The 18,706-nt window shown below is 38.8% G+C and carries 18 protein-coding genes; 13 read left to right on the top strand and 5 right to left on the bottom strand.

Annotated elements, in window-relative coordinates:
- Positions 1-15: 15 nt before the first annotated feature.
- On the bottom strand, positions 16-1,386 hold the full coding sequence (locus tag CUS89_RS00595; protein WP_104870626.1) for an amino acid permease: 1,371 nt from the start codon (positions 1,384-1,386) through the stop codon (positions 16-18).
- 241 nt (positions 1,387-1,627) lie between these two features.
- On the opposite strand from CUS89_RS00595, the gene CUS89_RS00590 reads away from it, so the two are divergent.
- The 6 genes from CUS89_RS00590 (at position 1,628) to CUS89_RS00565 (ending at position 7,276) form a co-directional block, all read left to right on the top strand.
- Positions 1,628-2,374, top strand: coding sequence for a metal ABC transporter ATP-binding protein (locus CUS89_RS00590; protein WP_104870625.1), 747 nt, complete (start codon positions 1,628-1,630; stop codon positions 2,372-2,374).
- Positions 2,371-3,228, top strand: a complete 858-nt coding sequence (locus CUS89_RS00585) for a metal ABC transporter permease (protein WP_104870624.1) — start codon at positions 2,371-2,373, stop codon at positions 3,226-3,228. Before CUS89_RS00590 ends, CUS89_RS00585 begins: the two co-directional genes overlap by 4 nt.
- A 30-nt stretch (positions 3,229-3,258) precedes the next feature.
- Positions 3,259-4,194 (top strand): metal ABC transporter substrate-binding protein, encoded by a 936-nt coding sequence (locus CUS89_RS00580; RefSeq protein WP_104870623.1) that lies wholly within the window; start codon positions 3,259-3,261, stop codon positions 4,192-4,194.
- A gap of 166 nt (positions 4,195-4,360) precedes the next feature.
- Positions 4,361-5,107: a hypothetical protein gene (locus CUS89_RS00575; RefSeq protein WP_104870622.1), complete on the top strand. Its 747-nt coding sequence runs from the start codon at positions 4,361-4,363 to the stop codon at positions 5,105-5,107.
- Between the two features lie 15 nt (positions 5,108-5,122).
- Positions 5,123-6,289, top strand: a complete 1,167-nt coding sequence (gene queG / locus CUS89_RS00570) for a tRNA epoxyqueuosine(34) reductase QueG (RefSeq protein WP_104870621.1) — start codon at positions 5,123-5,125, stop codon at positions 6,287-6,289.
- Between the two features lie 378 nt (positions 6,290-6,667).
- Positions 6,668-7,276, top strand: a complete 609-nt coding sequence (locus tag CUS89_RS00565) for a LysM peptidoglycan-binding domain-containing protein (RefSeq protein WP_104870620.1) — start codon at positions 6,668-6,670, stop codon at positions 7,274-7,276.
- A gap of 64 nt (positions 7,277-7,340) precedes the next feature.
- On the opposite strand, the gene CUS89_RS00560 is transcribed toward CUS89_RS00565, so the two are convergent.
- Positions 7,341-8,447, bottom strand: a complete 1,107-nt coding sequence (locus CUS89_RS00560; protein ID WP_104870619.1) for an NAD(P)/FAD-dependent oxidoreductase — start codon at positions 8,445-8,447, stop codon at positions 7,341-7,343.
- Positions 8,448-8,621: 174 nt separating this feature from the next.
- Entirely contained in the window at positions 8,622-10,004 is a 1,383-nt protein-coding gene (locus CUS89_RS00555) for an MFS transporter (protein WP_104870618.1), read from the bottom strand.
- A 209-nt stretch (positions 10,005-10,213) separates the two neighbouring features.
- On the opposite strand from CUS89_RS00555, the gene CUS89_RS00550 reads away from it, so the two are divergent.
- The 3 genes from CUS89_RS00550 (at position 10,214) to CUS89_RS00540 (ending at position 11,777) form a co-directional block, all read left to right on the top strand.
- Positions 10,214-10,864 carry a GyrI-like domain-containing protein gene (locus tag CUS89_RS00550; RefSeq protein ID WP_104870617.1) on the top strand — a complete coding sequence of 217 codons (651 nt, stop codon included), beginning with the start codon at positions 10,214-10,216 and terminating at the stop codon, positions 10,862-10,864.
- Between the two features lie 56 nt (positions 10,865-10,920).
- A complete protein-coding gene (locus CUS89_RS00545) occupies positions 10,921-11,376 on the top strand; it encodes an arginine repressor (RefSeq protein WP_104870616.1) in 456 nt (151 codons plus the stop codon).
- 194 nt (positions 11,377-11,570) lie between these two features.
- The gene (locus CUS89_RS00540; RefSeq protein WP_023519183.1) at positions 11,571-11,777 is read left to right on the top strand and encodes a hypothetical protein; all 207 of its coding nucleotides are present in this window, start codon (positions 11,571-11,573) and stop codon (positions 11,775-11,777) included.
- A 51-nt stretch (positions 11,778-11,828) separates the two neighbouring features.
- On the opposite strand, the gene CUS89_RS00535 is transcribed toward CUS89_RS00540, so the two are convergent.
- The gene (locus tag CUS89_RS00535) at positions 11,829-12,659 is read right to left on the bottom strand and encodes a manganese catalase family protein (RefSeq protein ID WP_010736207.1); all 831 of its coding nucleotides are present in this window, start codon (positions 12,657-12,659) and stop codon (positions 11,829-11,831) included.
- Between the two features lie 398 nt (positions 12,660-13,057).
- Here CUS89_RS00535 and sapR point away from each other — a divergent pair, with 398 nt between their 5' ends.
- The 4 genes from sapR (at position 13,058) to CUS89_RS00515 (ending at position 17,397) form a co-directional block, all read left to right on the top strand.
- Positions 13,058-13,732, top strand: a complete 675-nt coding sequence (gene sapR, locus CUS89_RS00530) for a two-component system response regulator SapR (RefSeq protein ID WP_010736206.1) — start codon at positions 13,058-13,060, stop codon at positions 13,730-13,732.
- Between the two features lie 17 nt (positions 13,733-13,749).
- Positions 13,750-14,775: a two-component system sensor histidine kinase SapS gene (gene sapS / locus CUS89_RS00525; protein ID WP_104870615.1), complete on the top strand. Its 1,026-nt coding sequence runs from the start codon at positions 13,750-13,752 to the stop codon at positions 14,773-14,775.
- 332 nt (positions 14,776-15,107) lie between these two features.
- The gene (locus CUS89_RS00520) at positions 15,108-15,974 is read left to right on the top strand and encodes a GRP family sugar transporter (protein ID WP_019724165.1); all 867 of its coding nucleotides are present in this window, start codon (positions 15,108-15,110) and stop codon (positions 15,972-15,974) included.
- 43 nt (positions 15,975-16,017) lie between these two features.
- Complete coding sequence (locus tag CUS89_RS00515) at positions 16,018-17,397, top strand: APC family permease (protein ID WP_104870614.1); 1,380 nt, start codon at positions 16,018-16,020, stop codon at positions 17,395-17,397.
- A 63-nt stretch (positions 17,398-17,460) separates the two neighbouring features.
- On the opposite strand, the gene CUS89_RS00510 is transcribed toward CUS89_RS00515, so the two are convergent.
- Positions 17,461-18,660, bottom strand: a complete 1,200-nt coding sequence (locus CUS89_RS00510) for a toxic anion resistance protein (protein WP_010736201.1) — start codon at positions 18,658-18,660, stop codon at positions 17,461-17,463.
- Positions 18,661-18,706: the final 46 nt, after the last annotated feature.

The raw sequence follows: 18,706 nt of genomic DNA, 5'->3' as shown, positions 1-18,706 counted from the left end.
ATATAGTTTCTTATACTATTCCTTGATTTTTCTTTCGCGTACAAAATAGTAACCCGTCATATAGATCAAGAAAATCAAACCGATCATCAATGAGATCCTTGTTTCGGGATTGATGAACATAAAGACTAATACCACTGCCAAAAAGGCCAATGACAGGTAATTGGTATATGGCGATAAGGGCATTTTAAACGGATGTTCAAGCATCTCTGTAGGATGTTTTTTTCTAAATTTGATTTGACTGATCAAAATAACGATCCACGGGACCATTCCTGGTAAGATACTGGAACTGTAGACAAAAACAAATAGATCCTGTGATTGGGAGTAGAAGAATGGCAACAGATAATTCAAAATCAACCCGATCAAAATACCAAATGAGATGGCTACTACTGGGTAAAATGGCACCCCATGACGTGTGAGTTTCAAAAACTTCTTAGACATTTTGCCGTTGATGGCCAATGTGTAGACCATGCGACTGGCGCTGAAAATACCGGAATTACAACCAGATAAAGCAGCAGTGATGACAACAAAATTGATCAAACCAGCTGCAAACGTGATCCCAATCTTAGAAAAAGTTTGAACAAATGGTGATCCTAGTTCGCTCAATTGATTCCAAGGATAGATGCTGACAATGATGAAGATCGCCCCAATATAAAAAATCAAGATCCGACCGATCGTTGATTGGACAGCGTCTACAATCGTTTTTTGTGGATCTTTCGCTTCACCAGCAGTCATTCCGATCAACTCGATTCCTTGATAAGAGGCAACGACGATCGATAGAGCAAAAAAGAAGCCTTTTACGCCGCCTGTAAAGAAACCACCATTTTTCCATAAGTTTGAAATCCCGATTGCTTCGCCATGATTACCGAATCCGAACAAAATGATTCCTAAACCAGCAATGATCATCAATATGATTGTGACTACTTTAATAGTAGAAAACCAAAATTCTAATTCGCCAAATGCTTTAACAGAAACAAGGTTGGCGAACATCAAGAAAAGGATCACAACGATCCCTGGAATGATCTGGGGCAAATCCGGCCACCAATAGTTCATATATTCCCCTACAGCGATCACTTCACTGATACCGACCACGATAAACTGAAAAATATTGCTCCAAGCCGTCAAATAACCTGCGACGGGATGGATGTATTCACTTGCATAATTAGCAAATGAACCAGTAGAAGGATCTAGATACAGCATCTCGCCCAAGGCACGCATGATCAGGTACAAAAAGAATCCTGCCACAGCATAAGCAACCATTACAGAAGGTCCTGTCCAGCGTATGGTGGATGAAGCACCCATGAACAGACCGACACCGATCGTTCCTCCTAGCGCAATCATTTGGATATGACGTGCACTGAGACTACGAGTTAATTTTTCTTCTTCCATACAAAAACTCCTTTTTTAAGTTGAGTGATAAAGTAAAAAATAAGTTCATTTTATAACTAGCAAACAAAATAACGACCATTACTTTATAGCTCTTGTTTGTGATTTTACAGAAAATTTTCAAAAATTGCGAGAAAAATCTAAAAAATCAAAAAAATCAGCTATAACACTTGTAAATGATTTTGATATTAGTTAAACTAAGGTTGAATAAAAAGTTAGGTACACCGAAAAGGAGTGGTAAGAGGTGTCTAAAAACGAAATATCCGTTAAAGATCTAACGGTTGCTTATCAAGGAAAGACAGTATTAAATAATGTATCAACAGTTATCCAAGCACAAAAATTTACAGGGATCATTGGACCGAATGGCGCTGGGAAATCTACTTTTATGAAAGCTTTATTAGAATTAGTTCCTAGAGTTTCCGGTGAAATCACTTTTGACGGCCGATCCATAAAAACGATCCGTAAAAAAATTGCCTATGTGGAACAACGTAGTGAGTTGGACCTTTCCTTTCCTATTGATGTGTTAGGAGTAGTGTTATTAGGAACCTATCCATCTTTGCGCTTGGGGCAACGTCCTGGAAAAAAAGAAAAGGAACGGGCGAAACATGCATTAGCGAAAGTGGATATGGCGGATTATGAAAATCGACAAATCAGTGAATTATCTGGAGGACAATTACAGCGGATATTTATTGCCAGAGCCTTGGCGCAAGGCGCAGAGTGGATTTTTTTAGATGAACCATTTGTTGGAATCGATGCGGTCAGTGAAAGAAAAATTTTCGCTATTTTGAATGAACTGAAAAATGAAGGGAAAACTATCGTGATCGTCCATCATGATTTGCACAAAGTCGAAGCCTATTTTGATGAAGTGATTTTATTGAATCAAACGCTGATCGCAGCTGGACCAGTTGGCGAAGTATTTACTTCAGAAAATCTACAGTTGGCTTATGGGGAGATCATTGGACAATTAGCTAAAGGGGTAATGGAAAAATGATTCAATCGTTTATTGAGGGGTTAATGGATTATCAGTTTCTACAATACGCATTGATCACATCGATGCTTGTAGGATTAGCTTCAGGGGTGATTGGTTCCTTTATTATTTTAAGAGGGATGTCCTTGATGGGGGATGCAATCTCTCATGCAGTACTGCCTGGTGTCGCAATTTCTTATATGTTTGGCTTTAGTTATATTTTAGGTGCGACCGCATTTGGGATGTTGACGGCTGGGATAATCGGCTTTGTCACACAGCGTAGTCGTTTGAAAAATGATACAGCTATTGGGATCGTTTTTAGTTCGTTCTTTGCATTAGGTGTCATCTTGATCTCTTTTGCTCAAAGTGCAACCAATCTGTATCATATCTTATTTGGAAATGTTTTAGCAGTCAGAGAAAGTGATATGTTGATGACTGCCATAGTGAGTGGGATCGTGTTGCTGTTTGTATTGATTTTCTATAAAGAACTGAAAATCACTTCTTTTGATCCGATGATGGCAAAAGCTTATGGTTTGAATACAACACTTGTTCACTATTTGTTGATGTTCTTCTTAACACTGGTTGCTGTGGTCAGTTTGCAGACAGTAGGAACGATTTTAGTCATCTCGATGCTGATCACACCAGCAGCAACCGCCTACCTATTGACCGATCGATTGGCAAAAATGATTTTCATTTCGGCAACAATCGGCGTATTAAGTGCAATCATTGGTGTGTTTTACAGTTATAGTTACAATTGGCCGTCTGGGGCAACCATTGTGTTGACCAGTGCAGTATTCTTTACGTTGGCCTTTTTATTTTCACCGACTAAAGGGATTATTTTTTCAAGAAACAAAACGAAAAAAAATGCCGAGTCGTAAAAAACTAACGCATAGAAATGGAGTATGTACATGAAAAATAAACTGAATATCTTATGGTTAATGGGAGCTGTCTTATTTATTTTTGCAGGTTGCGGTAGCTCTGCAGCTGAAGAGAAAGAAGAAAACTTGACAGTCGTAGCAACAAATTCGATCATCGCTGATATGGCGAAAGAAGTTGGAAAAGAACATGTCGATGTTCATAGTATCGTCCCAGTCGGCACAGACCCGCATGAATATGAAGTATTGCCAGAAGATATCAAAAAAGCAAGTGATGCTGATGTGATCTTATACAACGGGTTAAACTTGGAAACTGGTAATGGCTGGTTCGACAATTTGATGGATACAGCTAATAAAACAGAGAATGAAGATTATTTTGCAGTAAGTAAAGAAGTTGAACCTCTGTATTTATCAGGGGGAGAGTCAGAAACAGAAGCAGATCCACATGCTTGGTTAGATCTTTCAAACGGAATCAAATACGTGCAAGAAATCGCGCGCATCTTTGTAGAGAAAGATCCAGATCATGCGGAGCAATATGAAGAAAATGCCAATGCGTATATTGAAAAATTAAAAGAGCTAGATCAACAAGCAAAAGAAAGCTTTGGTTCGATCCCAGAAAATCAAAAGCTGTTAGTGACAAGTGAAGGTGCCTTTAAATACTTCTCACAAGCCTACGATCTACCAGCTGGATACATTTGGGAAATCAACACGGAAAGCCAAGGAACACCTGAACAAATGCAATCGATCGTCAGTCAAATTCGCGAATCAGATGTTCCAGTCTTATTTGTAGAAACGAGTGTCGATCCAAGAAGTATGGAACGTGTTGCTAATGAAACAGGTCTTGAAATCTTTGATGAATTATTCACTGATTCGATCGCAAAAGAAGGGGAAACTGGCGACTCATACTATGACATGATGAAGTGGAATATCGAAAGAATCCACGAAGGACTATCTCAAGAAAAAAGCTAATCAACCCTCGAAAGACTTAATAAAAAAGTATAAAAACAGAGAAAAGACTGTCACTGGTCTTTTCTCTGTTTTTCTATCAAGAAAAATTCGTCCGTTTATTGTTTTAAAGATACCAATTTTAGTGAAATTCCGTTATAGTTAAAAGAGAGGAAAGGAAGGTGAAGCTATGAATTTTACTAGCAAAGACAAACAATTGATTGCAAAAGAAATAACAAAAAAAATCAACCAACTAGAAAATAAGGAGAAAGATCAAGACCTCCTATTTCTTGAAGCAGAAATGGCGAAAGCGTTCATAGCAAGCCCAGAAGAATTGGAAACAGAGCAATATCCTGGAAAATGGTTATTTGATGATTTTCAGCCATTAGATGAAGATACAGGTATTGGCTACTTTGTCTTTCTTTCATCCGTCGGCTTTACTCCTGGCGTATTAGTCAAACAAAAGAACGAACTAAAGGTTCAAGCATGGCCTGCACTGTTTTCTTTGATAGGAACAGAGGGTGTTATTCCAAAAATCCAATCTGCATTTTTCAAGAGTGCATTTATCGCAAATAGCAAACTAATGAATACGTATTATAATCGTTTGGTAGAAATTGCTCGTCCAGGAGAAATTCCTCAAACGTTCACTTATGGGCAACAAAAAAATCTATACGAAGATGTTGTTTATTCACGGGATCTATCTGAGTTCTCACCAAGAGAACAACTCCGTTTACATGAACTACTCCACACAAAACCTGTTTCGTTGAACTTTTTCAATGCATTAGACCAACGTCGAAAATGGGTATCTGTGAATTTCTGGGAAGTTTTTGCTGCTAGAAATCGTTGGATGGAAGAAAGAAAAATCCCAGATCAACAGATCCAATTCGTTCAATTGAAAAAAGAACGATTATATTATGGATTATATAGTCGTGTCTGATCGAGGGTGGTAATGATGGCACTAACATTAAAGGAAGAAATCATTCAAGAAAGTAAGCGGATCGGGATCGATAAAATCGGGTTTACTACAGCAGAGCCATTTGATCATTTGAAAGAATCGTTAGTAGAACAAAAAGCCGCTGGACATACTTCTGGATTTGAACACCCTAATATCGATGAACGTTTATATCCGGAGATGACGTTTGATCGACCAAAATCGATCATTGCAATTGCTTTAGCGTATCCGACAAAGATCCATGAGAAGATGCCTAGAGATGAAAAACGGGGACAGTTTGCTCGTGCTTCTTGGGGCATCGATTACCATGATGTCTTACGGGATCGCCTGCAACAATTGATTTCATTTATTGAGTCACGAGCGACACATTGGCAAAAGGAAGAAGAATGGCGCTTGGCGCCGCAAGTAGATACAGGTGAGTTGATCGATGTCGCTGTCGCGCAACGTGCTGGTTTAGGTTTTATCGGTCGAAATGGATTATTGATCACAGAGGAATTTGGCTCGTTCGTCTATTTAGGTGAAATCGTGACCAATATCGATCTAGAACCAGATGCTCCTGGTGTCTTTGGGTGTGGTGAATGTACGCGTTGCGTGACGGCTTGCCCAACGGATGCGCTTTTAGGCGATGGCCGAATGAATGCTAAACGCTGTTTGTCTTATCAAACGCAGACGAAAGGCATGATGCCAGAGGAGTATCGAAAGAAGATGAGCAACGTCATCTATGGTTGTGATATCTGTCAGTTAGTTTGTCCATATAATAGAGGGAAAGATTTTCACTTCCATCCAGAAATGGAACCAAAAGTAGAAGAAGTCTATCCGAAACTCACGCCCATGTTAACGATATCTAATAAAGAATTCAAACAGCAATACGGTCATTTGGCTGGCTCATGGCGTGGAAGGAAACCTCTTCAACGAAATGCGCTGATTGCATTAGCTAATTTAGGAGAACGTGCCGCTTTGCCTCATATTGAAGAGTGTCTAAGTGATGTCCGTCCAGTGATTCGTGGAACAGCAGCGTGGGCAATCGGTAAATTAGGGATCAAAGACCCCGAAAAATGGCAAGAAGTATTAAGTCGCGCGCTAGAAAAAGAAACAGAAGAAGAAGCAATCCATGAAATGAACCAAGCAATGCAATTGTTACAAAAGAAAAAAAGTCCTAAAAAATGACTTTTTTATTTCAAACTTCTCGTTTTTCCCAGTAATTGTTGTAACAATTACTGGTTTTTTTGTGTTAATTGCATCAATTTTTGGAAAAATGAGAAGAATTTCGCAAAAAAATACGATAAATTGAAAAAAATATGTTCTGAATATTACAGAACATAAGTTTTTTAAAAGTTTCAATAAAAGAATTGAAAAACGATTACAACGCCGATTTATAAAGCTTCTAAGACTTTAGTCCTAGTTTTTCTAAAAATCAAATATTACAAATATTAAAAATGTGACGATTTTGTCATTAAATGTCATAATTCTTTCACCTATGAAATATTTCTAGATGATAAAGTTAGTGACGTTGAAACAAATCAAAGAGAAAAAAAGGAGCTTACTATGAATTCAATTAAAAAGATCGTTTTGGGGACAACTGTTGCCGCTGGAGCAACTGCAATGTTTGTAGGGACTACTGCTCATGCAGATGAAGTCTATACAGTAAAAGCTGGAGATTCATTATCTAAAATCTCACAAAAATTTGCAGGTGACAATTCACTGATCAAAGCTATTGCAGAGCAAAATTCGATTGACGATATCAACCGCATTTTCGTTGGTGAAGAATTAACAATTCCAACTGACGCTTCATCAGTAAAAACAACAGAAGTAGCACCAACAACTGAAAAAGTAGAAACTCCTGTAGTAACAGAAGCACCAGCGCAAGAATATACATATGTTGCGCCTGTTGAAACAGTTGAAGTAGCACCAGCTACAACTACTGTAACAACAAACAGCAACTCTGCGAAAGAATGGATTGCACAAAAAGAATCAGGTGGTTCTTATACTGCAACAAACGGCCGTTACATCGGACGTTACCAATTAGATTCAGCATATTTGAACGGTGACTACTCACCAGCGAACCAAGAACGTGTTGTAGAAGAATACGTTGCTGGACGCTATGGTTCATGGGATGCTGCAAAAGCATTCTGGTTAGCAAACGGTTGGTACTAAGATAACCATCAATTATAAAGTCAAAAAAGAGGACTACGCAAGTAGCCCTCTTTTTTTGTTCTTTTTATATTCGCGAAAGATACGTATCAATCGTTTTTTGGTACTTATCGCCGCCCCAAGTCCCTGTATTGAGATACTCTGCAATCAAATAGCCGATATAAGGGCCAGTAGTCAAACCAGAGGAGCCTAAGCCGCTTGCAGCGATCAAGCTTGGTTCATCTGGAACAGGTGCAAAGAACGGCGCAAAATCGGAGGTATACGCTCGGGTGCCAACTCGCATGGTGTGTTTCCATGTAGTAAGTTGATCAGGCTCAGCTAGAAACGGCGCTGTGCTTTGCATCAATTGCTGATAAGCGGATTCAGTAGGAGTCAAATCCCAGCCTCCATCATTTTCATGGGTAGCGCCTACTAATATCGTTCCATTGTTAAACGGGATAAAATCAGCTTCACCTTCTAACATGGCGACAGGCCATTCTTGGCTGTTGACATAAGGTGTCTGAAAAACGATCAGCTGTCCTTTTTGTGGACGAATATCGGCATGAAAGCCAATTTGCTCCAGTAACGGTTTCAATGAAGGCCCAGGTGCTAGAATGACTCGGTCAAAGCCAAGTTGTCCAAAAGCACCAGAGATGATCCATTGCGCGGCTTCTTTGCGTAGCTGGACACGTTCAGAGATTACTTTGACCATTTGTTTCTCCAAGCGTGTGGCAAGGTGAGATAGATAGGCATGACCGTCTAAACGCCCCCCTCCACTCACAAATAAGGCGGGTGATGGTTTTAGCAATGGGAGAGCCGAGGCTGTCTCTTCAGCCCTTAACAGCGAAATATCACCGATTTCTGGTGCGTCTTTCTTTCGTTGTTCGGCAAGTGCAGCAAGATCTTCCAAAGCATCTTTTTCGCGAAAAATCAGTGTACCTGATTGTTTATAGATAGAGTCATCAAGTGATAGATCCCGGATCAGTTTTGGGAAAAAAGCCGCACCATCTTTTGCTAACTGATACCACTGTTTATTTCGTCTTTTTGAAAGCCAAGGTGAGATGATGCCAGCACTAGCGCGAGTGGCTTGTCCTTCTTTCGTATCAAATAAAGTCACCTCAAATTTAGAGGTGTCTAAATAGTTGGCTAATGTCATACCGATGATGCCACCACCGATGACAGCAATTTTTTCCATAAAAAAACCTCCTTTACTCATCTACCATCTCATAGAATCACTAGAGATACAATATTTTATCCGAGGAATTTTTTCTATTTCATACGAACGAATGCATGGTGAAAACTGATTATTGATAAAGTTAGAGACAAAAAAAGGAGGAGTGAGCTTCATTCTCTCACACCTCCTTATATATTAATTTTGTATTTGCTTAGGTTTTTGCACCATATAGCGGATAAATAGGATCAAACTAATGATCAACAAACCAAGTAGGACACTTAAAGCAACTTTTGATCCTAACGTTGTTGCTGCTTCATAACTATCTGAACGATGGTCTTGGAAAAAGTTGATGATCACAGCCACCAACGTAGTAGCGACAGCTCCGGAAAATTGTTGCAACGTATTGAATACGGCGTTGCCATCACCTTGTAATTCCATCGATAAAGCATTCATTCCAGTAGTCATCATATTGCTATAAGACAAACCAATACCGATCATATAGAAGAAATGACAGGCAACCAAAAAGCCTAATGATGCGTGACCTAAAATCAGCACAAGGACGGTCCAGCCAACAAGTGAAAACAAGAGACCGATGAAAATTGGTTTTTTAGGTCCATGTTGGTCGAGTAGCTTTCCTGAAAAAGGAGATAAGAGGGCACCAATCGCTGCACCTGGTAGCATAGCTAGACCTGCGACAAAGGCATTGTTCCCTTGGACGATTTGGACAAAGTTCGGTAGGACAAAGGAAACACCCAGCAATAAAAATTGATAAACTAAAAAGCTAAATAAGAATAAGCGGAATGTATGATTTTTAAAAATCTCAAGTCGGATCAAAGGATGTTCGGCTTTTTTTGTTCGTTGATAGAAAAGAATGAATCCTAAAACGGCGATGACTAAGGATGCCCAGCCAATCCAGTCTCTGAACATGCTTAGAAAAGTCAAGCTTCCACTGAACATGAGAGTAATACCAAAGACACTGAGTAAATCTAAACGACCAGTTTTTTCAACCTTGAATTTAGGAATCGCATATAAGCCGATCACGAGTGAAATGAGTAACACTGGCAATAAAAAGAGAAAGATATGACTCCATGAGAAATTAGCAGTCAAGATCCCGCCATACGTTGGACCAATCGCTGGTGCAATGGCGGTTGTCAAAGTACCAAGACCCATCATTGTTCCTCTTTTTCCCATAGGAGCAAAAGTCAAGATGATATGAAACATCAATGGCAAGGCTATCCCTGTCGCAGCACCTTGGAGTACCCGACCTAAAAGTAGTAACAAGAAGGTAGGGGAAAAGTAATCGACCAACAAACCAGCAATAAATAGTAGATTGGAACTCAAGAAAAGAGTTCGCAGGCTAAAGTTTTTTGTCAGATAAGTTGAAAGTGGCACAATGATCGCAATCATTAGTAAGTAGATCGTTGTTACCCATTGTACTTGGGAGGTACTGATTTGAAATTCCTGAATCAGTGTTGGGAAGGTCACGTTCATTGCGGTTTCGATCAAAACGCCTGCAAATGACATGATCCCTGTGGCAAGTACAGCAGGAATTAATTGTAGTTGTTTTTGTTTTTGCATGTTTTTCACCTCTAAATTATTTCGTAAAAAAAGAGAGAGATTTCTATTCGAAAATAGAAACCGCCTCTCTCTCGACACGCTAGGCGTGTTATCTGTACGATTTATCGTTCGGCTTATTCTAGCACAAGTCTAAAAATAGTGTCAACCAGATTAGCCAATCCAATGCAAAAGAGTTATGATAGTAGTGAAGAAGAAAACAAGGAGGGCCTATGGAAAAAATCGAATGGAGAAAAACCGACCCTAGTTATCGTATGTCAAAGAAACCACAACTAATGACACTTCCTGCGCAAAATTTTTTTTGTATCAACGGAATAGGTGATCCAAATGGAGAAGAATTTAAGCGCCGTGTAGGTTGTTTATACGCTGTTAGCTATACGATCCGAATGGCACCGAAAAATGATTGGCTGATTCCTGACTATTTGCCTTACACGGTTTATCCTTTAGAAGGTCAGTGGGGGTTACAAGAAAAATTTTTGAACGAACCAGTGATGTTGAAAGAGCATTTTTCTTATCAGTTGATGATCAAGCAACCGGACTTTGTGACTCCTCAAATTGCTTTAGAGGCGTTAGCGCGAGCCAAAACAAAAATTCCAGAAGATTTAGCGAGTCAACTTGTATTCACAACGATCGAAGAAGGTCTTGTGGCACAGATCTTACACATTGGTTCCTACGACGATGAACCAGAAACATTTGAAAAGCTGGCTTTCTTTCTCAAAGAAAAAGGCTATCGCCGAACTTCGAAAGAGCATAAAGAAATCTATATGAGTGATCCCAGAAGGACTGCGCCAGAAAAATTAAAGACGATTTTGCGGGTAGCCGTTGAACAAGACAAATCAGTCGAAGTGTCAGACACCAACTAAATAAGAGAAAGATCCCCTGTTTTTTTGCTATAATAGATACGAAGAGGTGTTTTTGTATGAAAAAAAATCAACGACAATCATTGATTCGCCAATTGATCACGGAACATGCGATTGGTACGCAAGAGGAATTATTGAATCATTTGCAGATGAAGGGTGTCAATGCAACTCAAGCAACGATCTCACGGGATATTCGTGAGTTGAAACTTGTGAAAATACAAGATGAGAATAAACAAATACGCTATGCGTTGTTCAATCAACAAGCAGATTCTTTGATGGAAGATCGCTTGCGAAGTGCGGTCAAACGAGAAGTCTTACGAATTCAACGGATTCAATTCATGATCGTTGTCTTGACCGAAAAAGATGGTGCGGACGTGGTAACGAACTGGTTAGATGAAGTGGATTATCCAGAAGTTGCTGCAACGATTGCCGGTGTCGATACGTTCATTATTATTTGTCGCACAGAAGAAGAAGCCCAGGCTTTCGCTGAAAAATTAGAGCAAATGAGAGAGTAGGCGCGCTTTTTTGTCTAGTAATCAATGGAAGCGCTAAACACAATAGATCGTTGTGAAAATCGTACTAAATTCCAAGAGTAGTGGACTGTAAGAGTGGCACGTAACTAAAATGAACGATGTTTGTACCATTCGTCTCATGCTGAAGCGTTAATCAATTTGGACAAGTATATAGTGAAAGAGGGGCGACTTCGCCAGTGATGACAAACATGATCATTTTTCTAACAATTTTAGTTTACGGCGTCAATTTCTTGGCATTTATGTACATTAAAATAAAAGAAATCAAAAATTATCTAGAAAAAATTGCGATCTATTTTGGTGTGAATATGACATTATTGTTCACCAGTAGTATTTTCCTATTTTTTGGTAAGATCGTCGAAGACGGAATATTGTTGATAGAGTAATAGAAAAAAACTGATGCCCATTAATTTTGGGCATCAGTTTTTAATTTTCATTTATTTTTTTTTGGGAGGGGTACCGTACATTTTAGGTGTTACTGGTTTTAATTTAGGTGCTTTGCCTTCGATCTTAGGTTCTTCCAACCATTGATATTCCCCTTCACCATCTAAAGCTTTACCTTTTGCCCAAGAACCTTCGCTACTTTCGTCACCTTCTGAAAAGTTATAGAAATCATAAGCAATATCTTTACGTTCTTCTTCTCTTGGGAAAGTCGTAGGAACAAGAATACCGCCTTCTGTTTCTTCTAATTCTTTGACAGCTGCTGCCCAAAGGTTTTGATGATAACTGTCTCTAGCCAATAAAACTGATAGTAGGTCTTTTACGCCACGATCATCGATCATTTCGTAAATACGTGCCACTTGTAGTCTTCCTTGAGATTCTGCGTTCAAGTTTGCACGAAAATCAGCAAGTAGATTCCCACTAGCAACAATATAACCACCACTCCAAGGATTACCAACGCTATCCGCAGGACGAGGTCCTAAGCCAGCTACAATAGCGTGTTGAGGATTCATGCCGGAAATGATCGCACCAATCGTTGGGTCTTTTTTCATTGCTTCTTCTTGATCTTCAACAGGTGCATCTTCAAGTAAGCGTGCAACCATTGTCGCTAACATTTCAACGTGTCCAAGTTCTTCTGTTGCAATGTCCATCAGCATATCTTTATATTTTTCTTCCCCACGACAGCTCCAACCTTGGAAAAGGTATTGCATCGCTACACTCATTTCACCATACTGTCCGCCAATCAATTCTTGTAAATATTTTGCGATTAATGGATTCGGACGATCTGGTTTTGCCTCAAACTGTAATTCTTTTTGGTGTCTAAACATCAAATCTCCTCCTAATCAATTTTTAATACATTACTATTGTTATATGTATTGGAAAAAAATTCAAAGAAAACGCTCTAGATATTGGAGTTATTTTATAAACGTTGATTTATCAATGTTTGATTCTGTGAGAATGACTTCGTTAAAAGAAAAAAACAGGAATAGTTCAACAAACAAATTCTATTCATAAATGATAAATATTGTTTGTTTCCAATAGTATTCTCATTTTTATTGACGGAAAGTAAGTAACAAGAAAGAAGAGATTTTAAGCACAAGGAACGATTGGCACAATTTTTTGTCTTATGCCTTAGTGCTGAACGCTTCTTTCACGACCTATTGTTACTTGTAGAATGTTTGCTTCTTTGATATGGTTAATACAAGAAAAACATCGGAGGTATATCATGGCTAAAATTATGGTAGTGGAAGATGAAGAGATCATTCGTCAGCTGATTATGGAAGAGTTGGAGAAATGGCAATTTGAAACGTATGGAACGTCAGATTTCAATCAGGTTTTTGCTGATTTTGAGAAAGAAGAACCGCAACTTGTTCTTTTAGATATCAATTTACCAGTATTTGATGGTTATTATTGGTGTCAGAAAATACGAGAAATTTCCAAAGTACCGATCATTTTTATTTCAAGTCGAAATACCAATATGGACATGATCATGGCAATGAACATGGGGGCAGACGATTTTGTGACGAAGCCGTTTCAAATCGATGTCTTGATTGCTAAAATCAATGCTTTGTTGCGTCGCTCATATAATTATGGTGAGTTGTCGAGTGAAATGATGACCCATAATGGAATCACGTTGAACGTCGATAATGGCAGTATGGAGATCAATGGTGAAATGATCGATTTGAGCAAGAATGAGTATCGCTTGTTGTTTATTTTAATGAAGCAACATGGGAAAATTTTGACTCGCGAAAAATTGTTGCGGGCATTGTGGGATGATGAACGGTTTGTCGATGACAATACACTGACGGTCAACATCAATCGCTTACGTCGTAAAATCGAACAGGCGGGAATCACTGATTATATCGAAACAAAAGTCGGCCAGGGGTATATTGTTCCCTGAAAGGATGAAAAACAACTATGAATTTTTTTAAATATTTGAAAGATCAATGGTCGTTGATCGTCGGCTGGGTATTTTTCATTTTATTGACGATTTTTGTTATGTGGTTAGCGCCTAATATTGTGGTCGATTGGGCAACGATTTTTTACTTGATTTTGATTGAAGGAGTTTTTTTGATTTTTTTCTTACTTGTCAGTTATTTGAGTAAACGTAGATGGTGGGCGAAATTGGCGAATCTACAAAAAAATTCTCCTCTGCAAAATTATTTAGATGGTGGGCATACAGAAGAAGAGAAGTTGGTAGAAGCTTATATCAATCAACTAATACGTGAACATCAGGAAGTGATGCAAGAAGCTATCACGAATCAACAAGATCAAAAAGATTATATCGACTCATGGGTCCACGAAATCAAAGTGCCCGTGGCGGCTTCAGAATTGTTAGTACGATCGATCGAATTTGATATTGATGATCAAAAGTATACGTTGTTAGAAAATGAGTTGTCTAAAATCGACGAGTATGTGGAACAAGTATTGTACTATGCGCGCTTGGATAGTTTTTCAAGAGACTATTTGATCCAAGAATACAGTATCAAGAGTATCATCCAACCAGTCATTCGTAGCCAAGCGAATTATTTTATCCAAAAGAAAATACGCTATGAAGTGATAGGTGAAGATCAAACGATTTTAACTGATTCAAAATGGGTGGCTTTTATTTTCAAACAGATTCTTAGTAATGCCATTAAGTATACGCCGGATGGAGGGGAGATCAAACTATTGATCGAGAAGACAACAAAAGGCGTAAAATTTTCTGTCAAAGATTCAGGCATCGGTATACCGAAAGAAGATGTTGGACGGATTTTTGACAAAGGCTTCACAGGTGCGAATGGCCGTCTGAGCAAAACTCACTCTACTGGCCTAGGATTATACCTCGCTAAAAATCTAGCGGAAAAATTAGGGATTTCTCTCACTGTCGACTCGATTGAAGGAGAAGGGACGACGCTGTCTTTATTTTTCCCTATCTTGAGTTTTTACCAAGAAGAACGCTGAAAAAATGCGATTGCGACATATTCACGCTTATTTCTGAAGGAACTACCGGTTGAACATTGTCTGATTTGGTTATGAGAGAAGCGTGTTGACCTTAGATGATGATTGGAAAAGTTTTAATATAGTTATATATCGGCTGTTGCCCCGAAAGTAGAAGAATTTTCGAGGTAACAGTTGATTTTGTTTATGGATTTATTAGTGACTGATTGAACTTCATAGAAACGTCAATGAAGTTAAGTTAGAAAAAAGTGAGAAATAAAAAATAACTCTTGTGTTGTTAACGTTTTCGTTGATATGTTCTATAACATGTGACATTTAAAAGAAGGAGAATGTTTATGGAATTATTAATCGCATTAGTCCCAATGGTAGCGTGGGGAAGTATTGGTTTAGTCAGTGGAAAGATCGGTGGCGATGCCAATCAACAAACATTAGGAATGACGATCGGTGCATTTCTTTTTTCACTCGTTGCTTTTTTCATCGTTAATCCAACGATCACGCCATGGATCACATTGATTGGATTTTTATCTGGTTTAGCGTGGAGTGTCGGACAAAATGGGCAGTTTCATGGGATGAAATTTATGGGAGTATCTGTAGGTCTACCGTTATCGACTGGTTTTCAATTGATTTTGAATACGATTGCGGGCGCTGTCTTTTTCCATGAATGGACTCAAACAAAAGATTACGTTTATGGTATTTTAGCGCTGATTCTTCTTGTAAGCGGTGCGTATTTGACTGCTCGACAAGATGATGAAGGAAAAGTTGATACAGATAATAAAATGCTTGATTTTGGTAAAGGATTCAGAGCATTGATCTATTCTACTTTAGGTTATGGTGTCTATACGATCATCGTCAACTGGGCGAATTTAGATGCGATGTCGATTATTTTACCGCAAAGTATCGGTATGATCTTAGGGGCAAGTTTCTTTGCATTCCGAAAAGTAAAAGTTGATCAATATGTTTGGAAAAACATGGCAAGCGGGTTATTATGGGGAATCGGTAATGTATGTATGCTATTGACCGTTAAGTCATTAGGGCTAGCAGTCGGCTTCTCTCTTTCACAAATGGGTATCATCATCTCCACTCTAGGCGGTATTTTTATCCTAGGTGAGAAAAAGACAAAAAAAGAGCTAATATTTGTAATTGTAGGTTGCCTTTTAGTTATTTTTGGTGGTATTCTTTTAGGGTATATGAAAACAGCGTAAAGCTGTTTTTTTATATACTCAAAAATCAGGGGGAGGAAATTAAATGGATTTGTTTCGGAAGAAAGAAATCAATCTCAATCATACGAGTGAGATGAAGAAAGAACTAAAAACATCCGATTTGATCATGCTCGGTATTGGCGCGATCATCGGTACAGGAATATTTGTCGTAACAGGAGTGGCAGCGAACCAAAATGCAGGTCCGGCACTATCATTATCGTTTGTTTTAGCAGCGATCGTTGTGATTTTATCTGGTCTAAGCTTTGCAGAATTTGCTTCGCGGGTACCAGTGATCGGCGGACCATATGCGTATCTATACGTCGTATTCGGTGAATTTGCCGCTTGGTTGACTGGGTGGTTATTGATCGGTGAGTTCTTATTGGCCGTTTCATCCGTAGCTTCAGGTTGGTCCGGTTATGTACAAGGGTTTATTGAAAGTCTTGGTTTTGGTTTACCAACTGCGCTAACAGGTGGATATAATCCAGCCAATGGTACATACATCGACTTAATTGCGGTGCTTGTTGTGATTTTCGTCACATACATTGTTTCTTTGGAAGCAAAGAAAGCGTTACGATTGAACAACATGATGGTTTATGTGAAATTTGGAATCATTGCATTATTTATTATTGTAGGAATCTTTTTTGTTAAACCAGAGAATTGGCAACCATTCACACCATTCGGCTTTGAAGGTGTCCTAGATGGCGCAGCATTAGTTTTCTTTGCATTCTTAGGATTTGATGCGGTAGCGATGGCTGCGGAGGAAGTAAAAAATCCTCAAAAAGATGTACCAAGAGGAATTATCGGCTCGATCTTGATCGCAACCGTGTTGTATATCATTGTGACGCTGATTTTAACAGGGATCGTTCCTTATACAGAATTAGGCGTGAATGATCCTGTGGCATTTGCGATGCGTTACGTAGGGCATGGAACAGTAGGAGCAATCATAGCTGTTGGCGCGATCTTGACCTTATTGACTGTAACGATCTCAATGATGTATTCATTAGCTCGGTTATTATTTGCAGTAAGTAAAGATGGCTTATTGCCACAGTTCATGACAGAAATCGACAAAAAACATCGTACGCCGAAGAAAGCAACTTATGCAGCAGGGATCGCCGCACTATTCTTCGCAGGATTCTTCCCGTTGAATATTTTGGCAGAGTTGACGAACATCATGGCATTGGCTTATCTAATGTTAGTTAGTCTAGGCTTACTGAAATTACGTAAAATGTTTGGCAAACCAAAAGCAGGCGAGTTCAAAGTGCCATTGGTACCGATTTTACCAATCATTTCGATCTTATCTTGTCTAGTCTTGATGTCACGTTTACAAGCGGTGACTTGGTTAGTCTTTGGGATTACGATGGTGATCGGCCTAGTGATTTACTTTGGCTATGGTTACAAACACAGTAAGATGAATACCGAAAAATAAAGAATGAACAAAAAACCTTGTATCAAGCAGCGTTGCTGATACAAGGTTTTTTTATTCTATTTGTTATTGTGTTAAATCGAGTAATTTTTGTTTCAAGTCTTCTTCCATATGTCCAAGCTCGACTTCTGCATGGCGACGTTTTTCTTTTCCTTCTTGTTGGATACGAAGTGTTTCTTGGATCGTTTCAATCAAATCATTTTGTGTGGTTTGCAATGTTTCGATATCCACGATACCACGCTCATTTTCTTTGGCAGTTTCGATGGCAGAGATTTTCAACATTTCTGAGTTTTTCTTCAACAAATCATTGGTTGTTTCAGAAACTTGTCGTTGTGCTGTAACTGCATCTTTTTGTCGAAGCAAGGTCAATGCGATAACCACTTGGTTTTTCCATAATGGGATGGCTGTAGCAATCGATGCTTGGATCTTTTCTGCCAATGCTTGATTGGTATTTTGGATCAAACGGATCTGTGGCGCTTGTTGGATCGTGATCTGTCTTGCTAAACGTAGATCATGGGTGCGCTTGTCCAAGCGATCGAGAAACTGTGTATAATCATTGGCAATCTGTACATCCATTTGATCTCCTGTTTCTTCTGCTTTACGCATAGCTTCTGGAATGATCTTTGTCTGCAATTCTTCCATTTTTAATTCGCCAGCAGCGATATAAATGTTCAACGCATCAAAGTAGTCTTTATTTTTTTGATAAAGTTGTTCTAACATCAGATTGTCTTTTAATAGACCATCTTTTTCTTTATCTAATTTAACTGAGATCTTGTCGATTTGCGCACCGATTTTTTGGTATTTGGCGGTGACTTCATAAATCGATTGTTTGACTTTACCGAATACGCGTTGGAAAATATTTCCTTCTCCAGCACGTAATTCATCAGGATTTGCTTCTTGAAGACGATACATCAATTCAGTCAATGAGTCGCCAACTGGTCCGATATCTTGTGCTTGTACGTGATTCAACATCGACTGTGAAAATTCACCTAATTTTGTTTGGGCAGCTGAACCGTAGCTGATGACCGACTGAGAATCAGTGACGTCGATTTTTTCAGCCAATTGTTTGGCTTGTTCTTGTCTTTCAGCAGGTAATTTATCGATCAACCGAGCAGCAGTTTGCTGTTCTTGAAGTGCATTGATTTCATTTTGTTGTGTTTGAGTCAATTTATCGACAGGTGTCGAAAAAGGATTATTCAGTAAATCTTCTAAAGTATCATTTACAGGGGTTACTTCGTGTTTTGGTTCATGTGGATTATTTTCCATTAAAATTCCTCCTTATCGATTAAGCTAGAAAAAGTACCCGAAACAA

This window comes from Enterococcus mundtii (assembly GCF_002947535.1).
Classification (GTDB): domain Bacteria; phylum Bacillota; class Bacilli; order Lactobacillales; family Enterococcaceae; genus Enterococcus_B; species Enterococcus_B mundtii_B.
The sequence above is the reverse complement of the archived record's forward strand: the minus strand, read 5'-3'. Positions and strand labels throughout refer to the sequence as shown.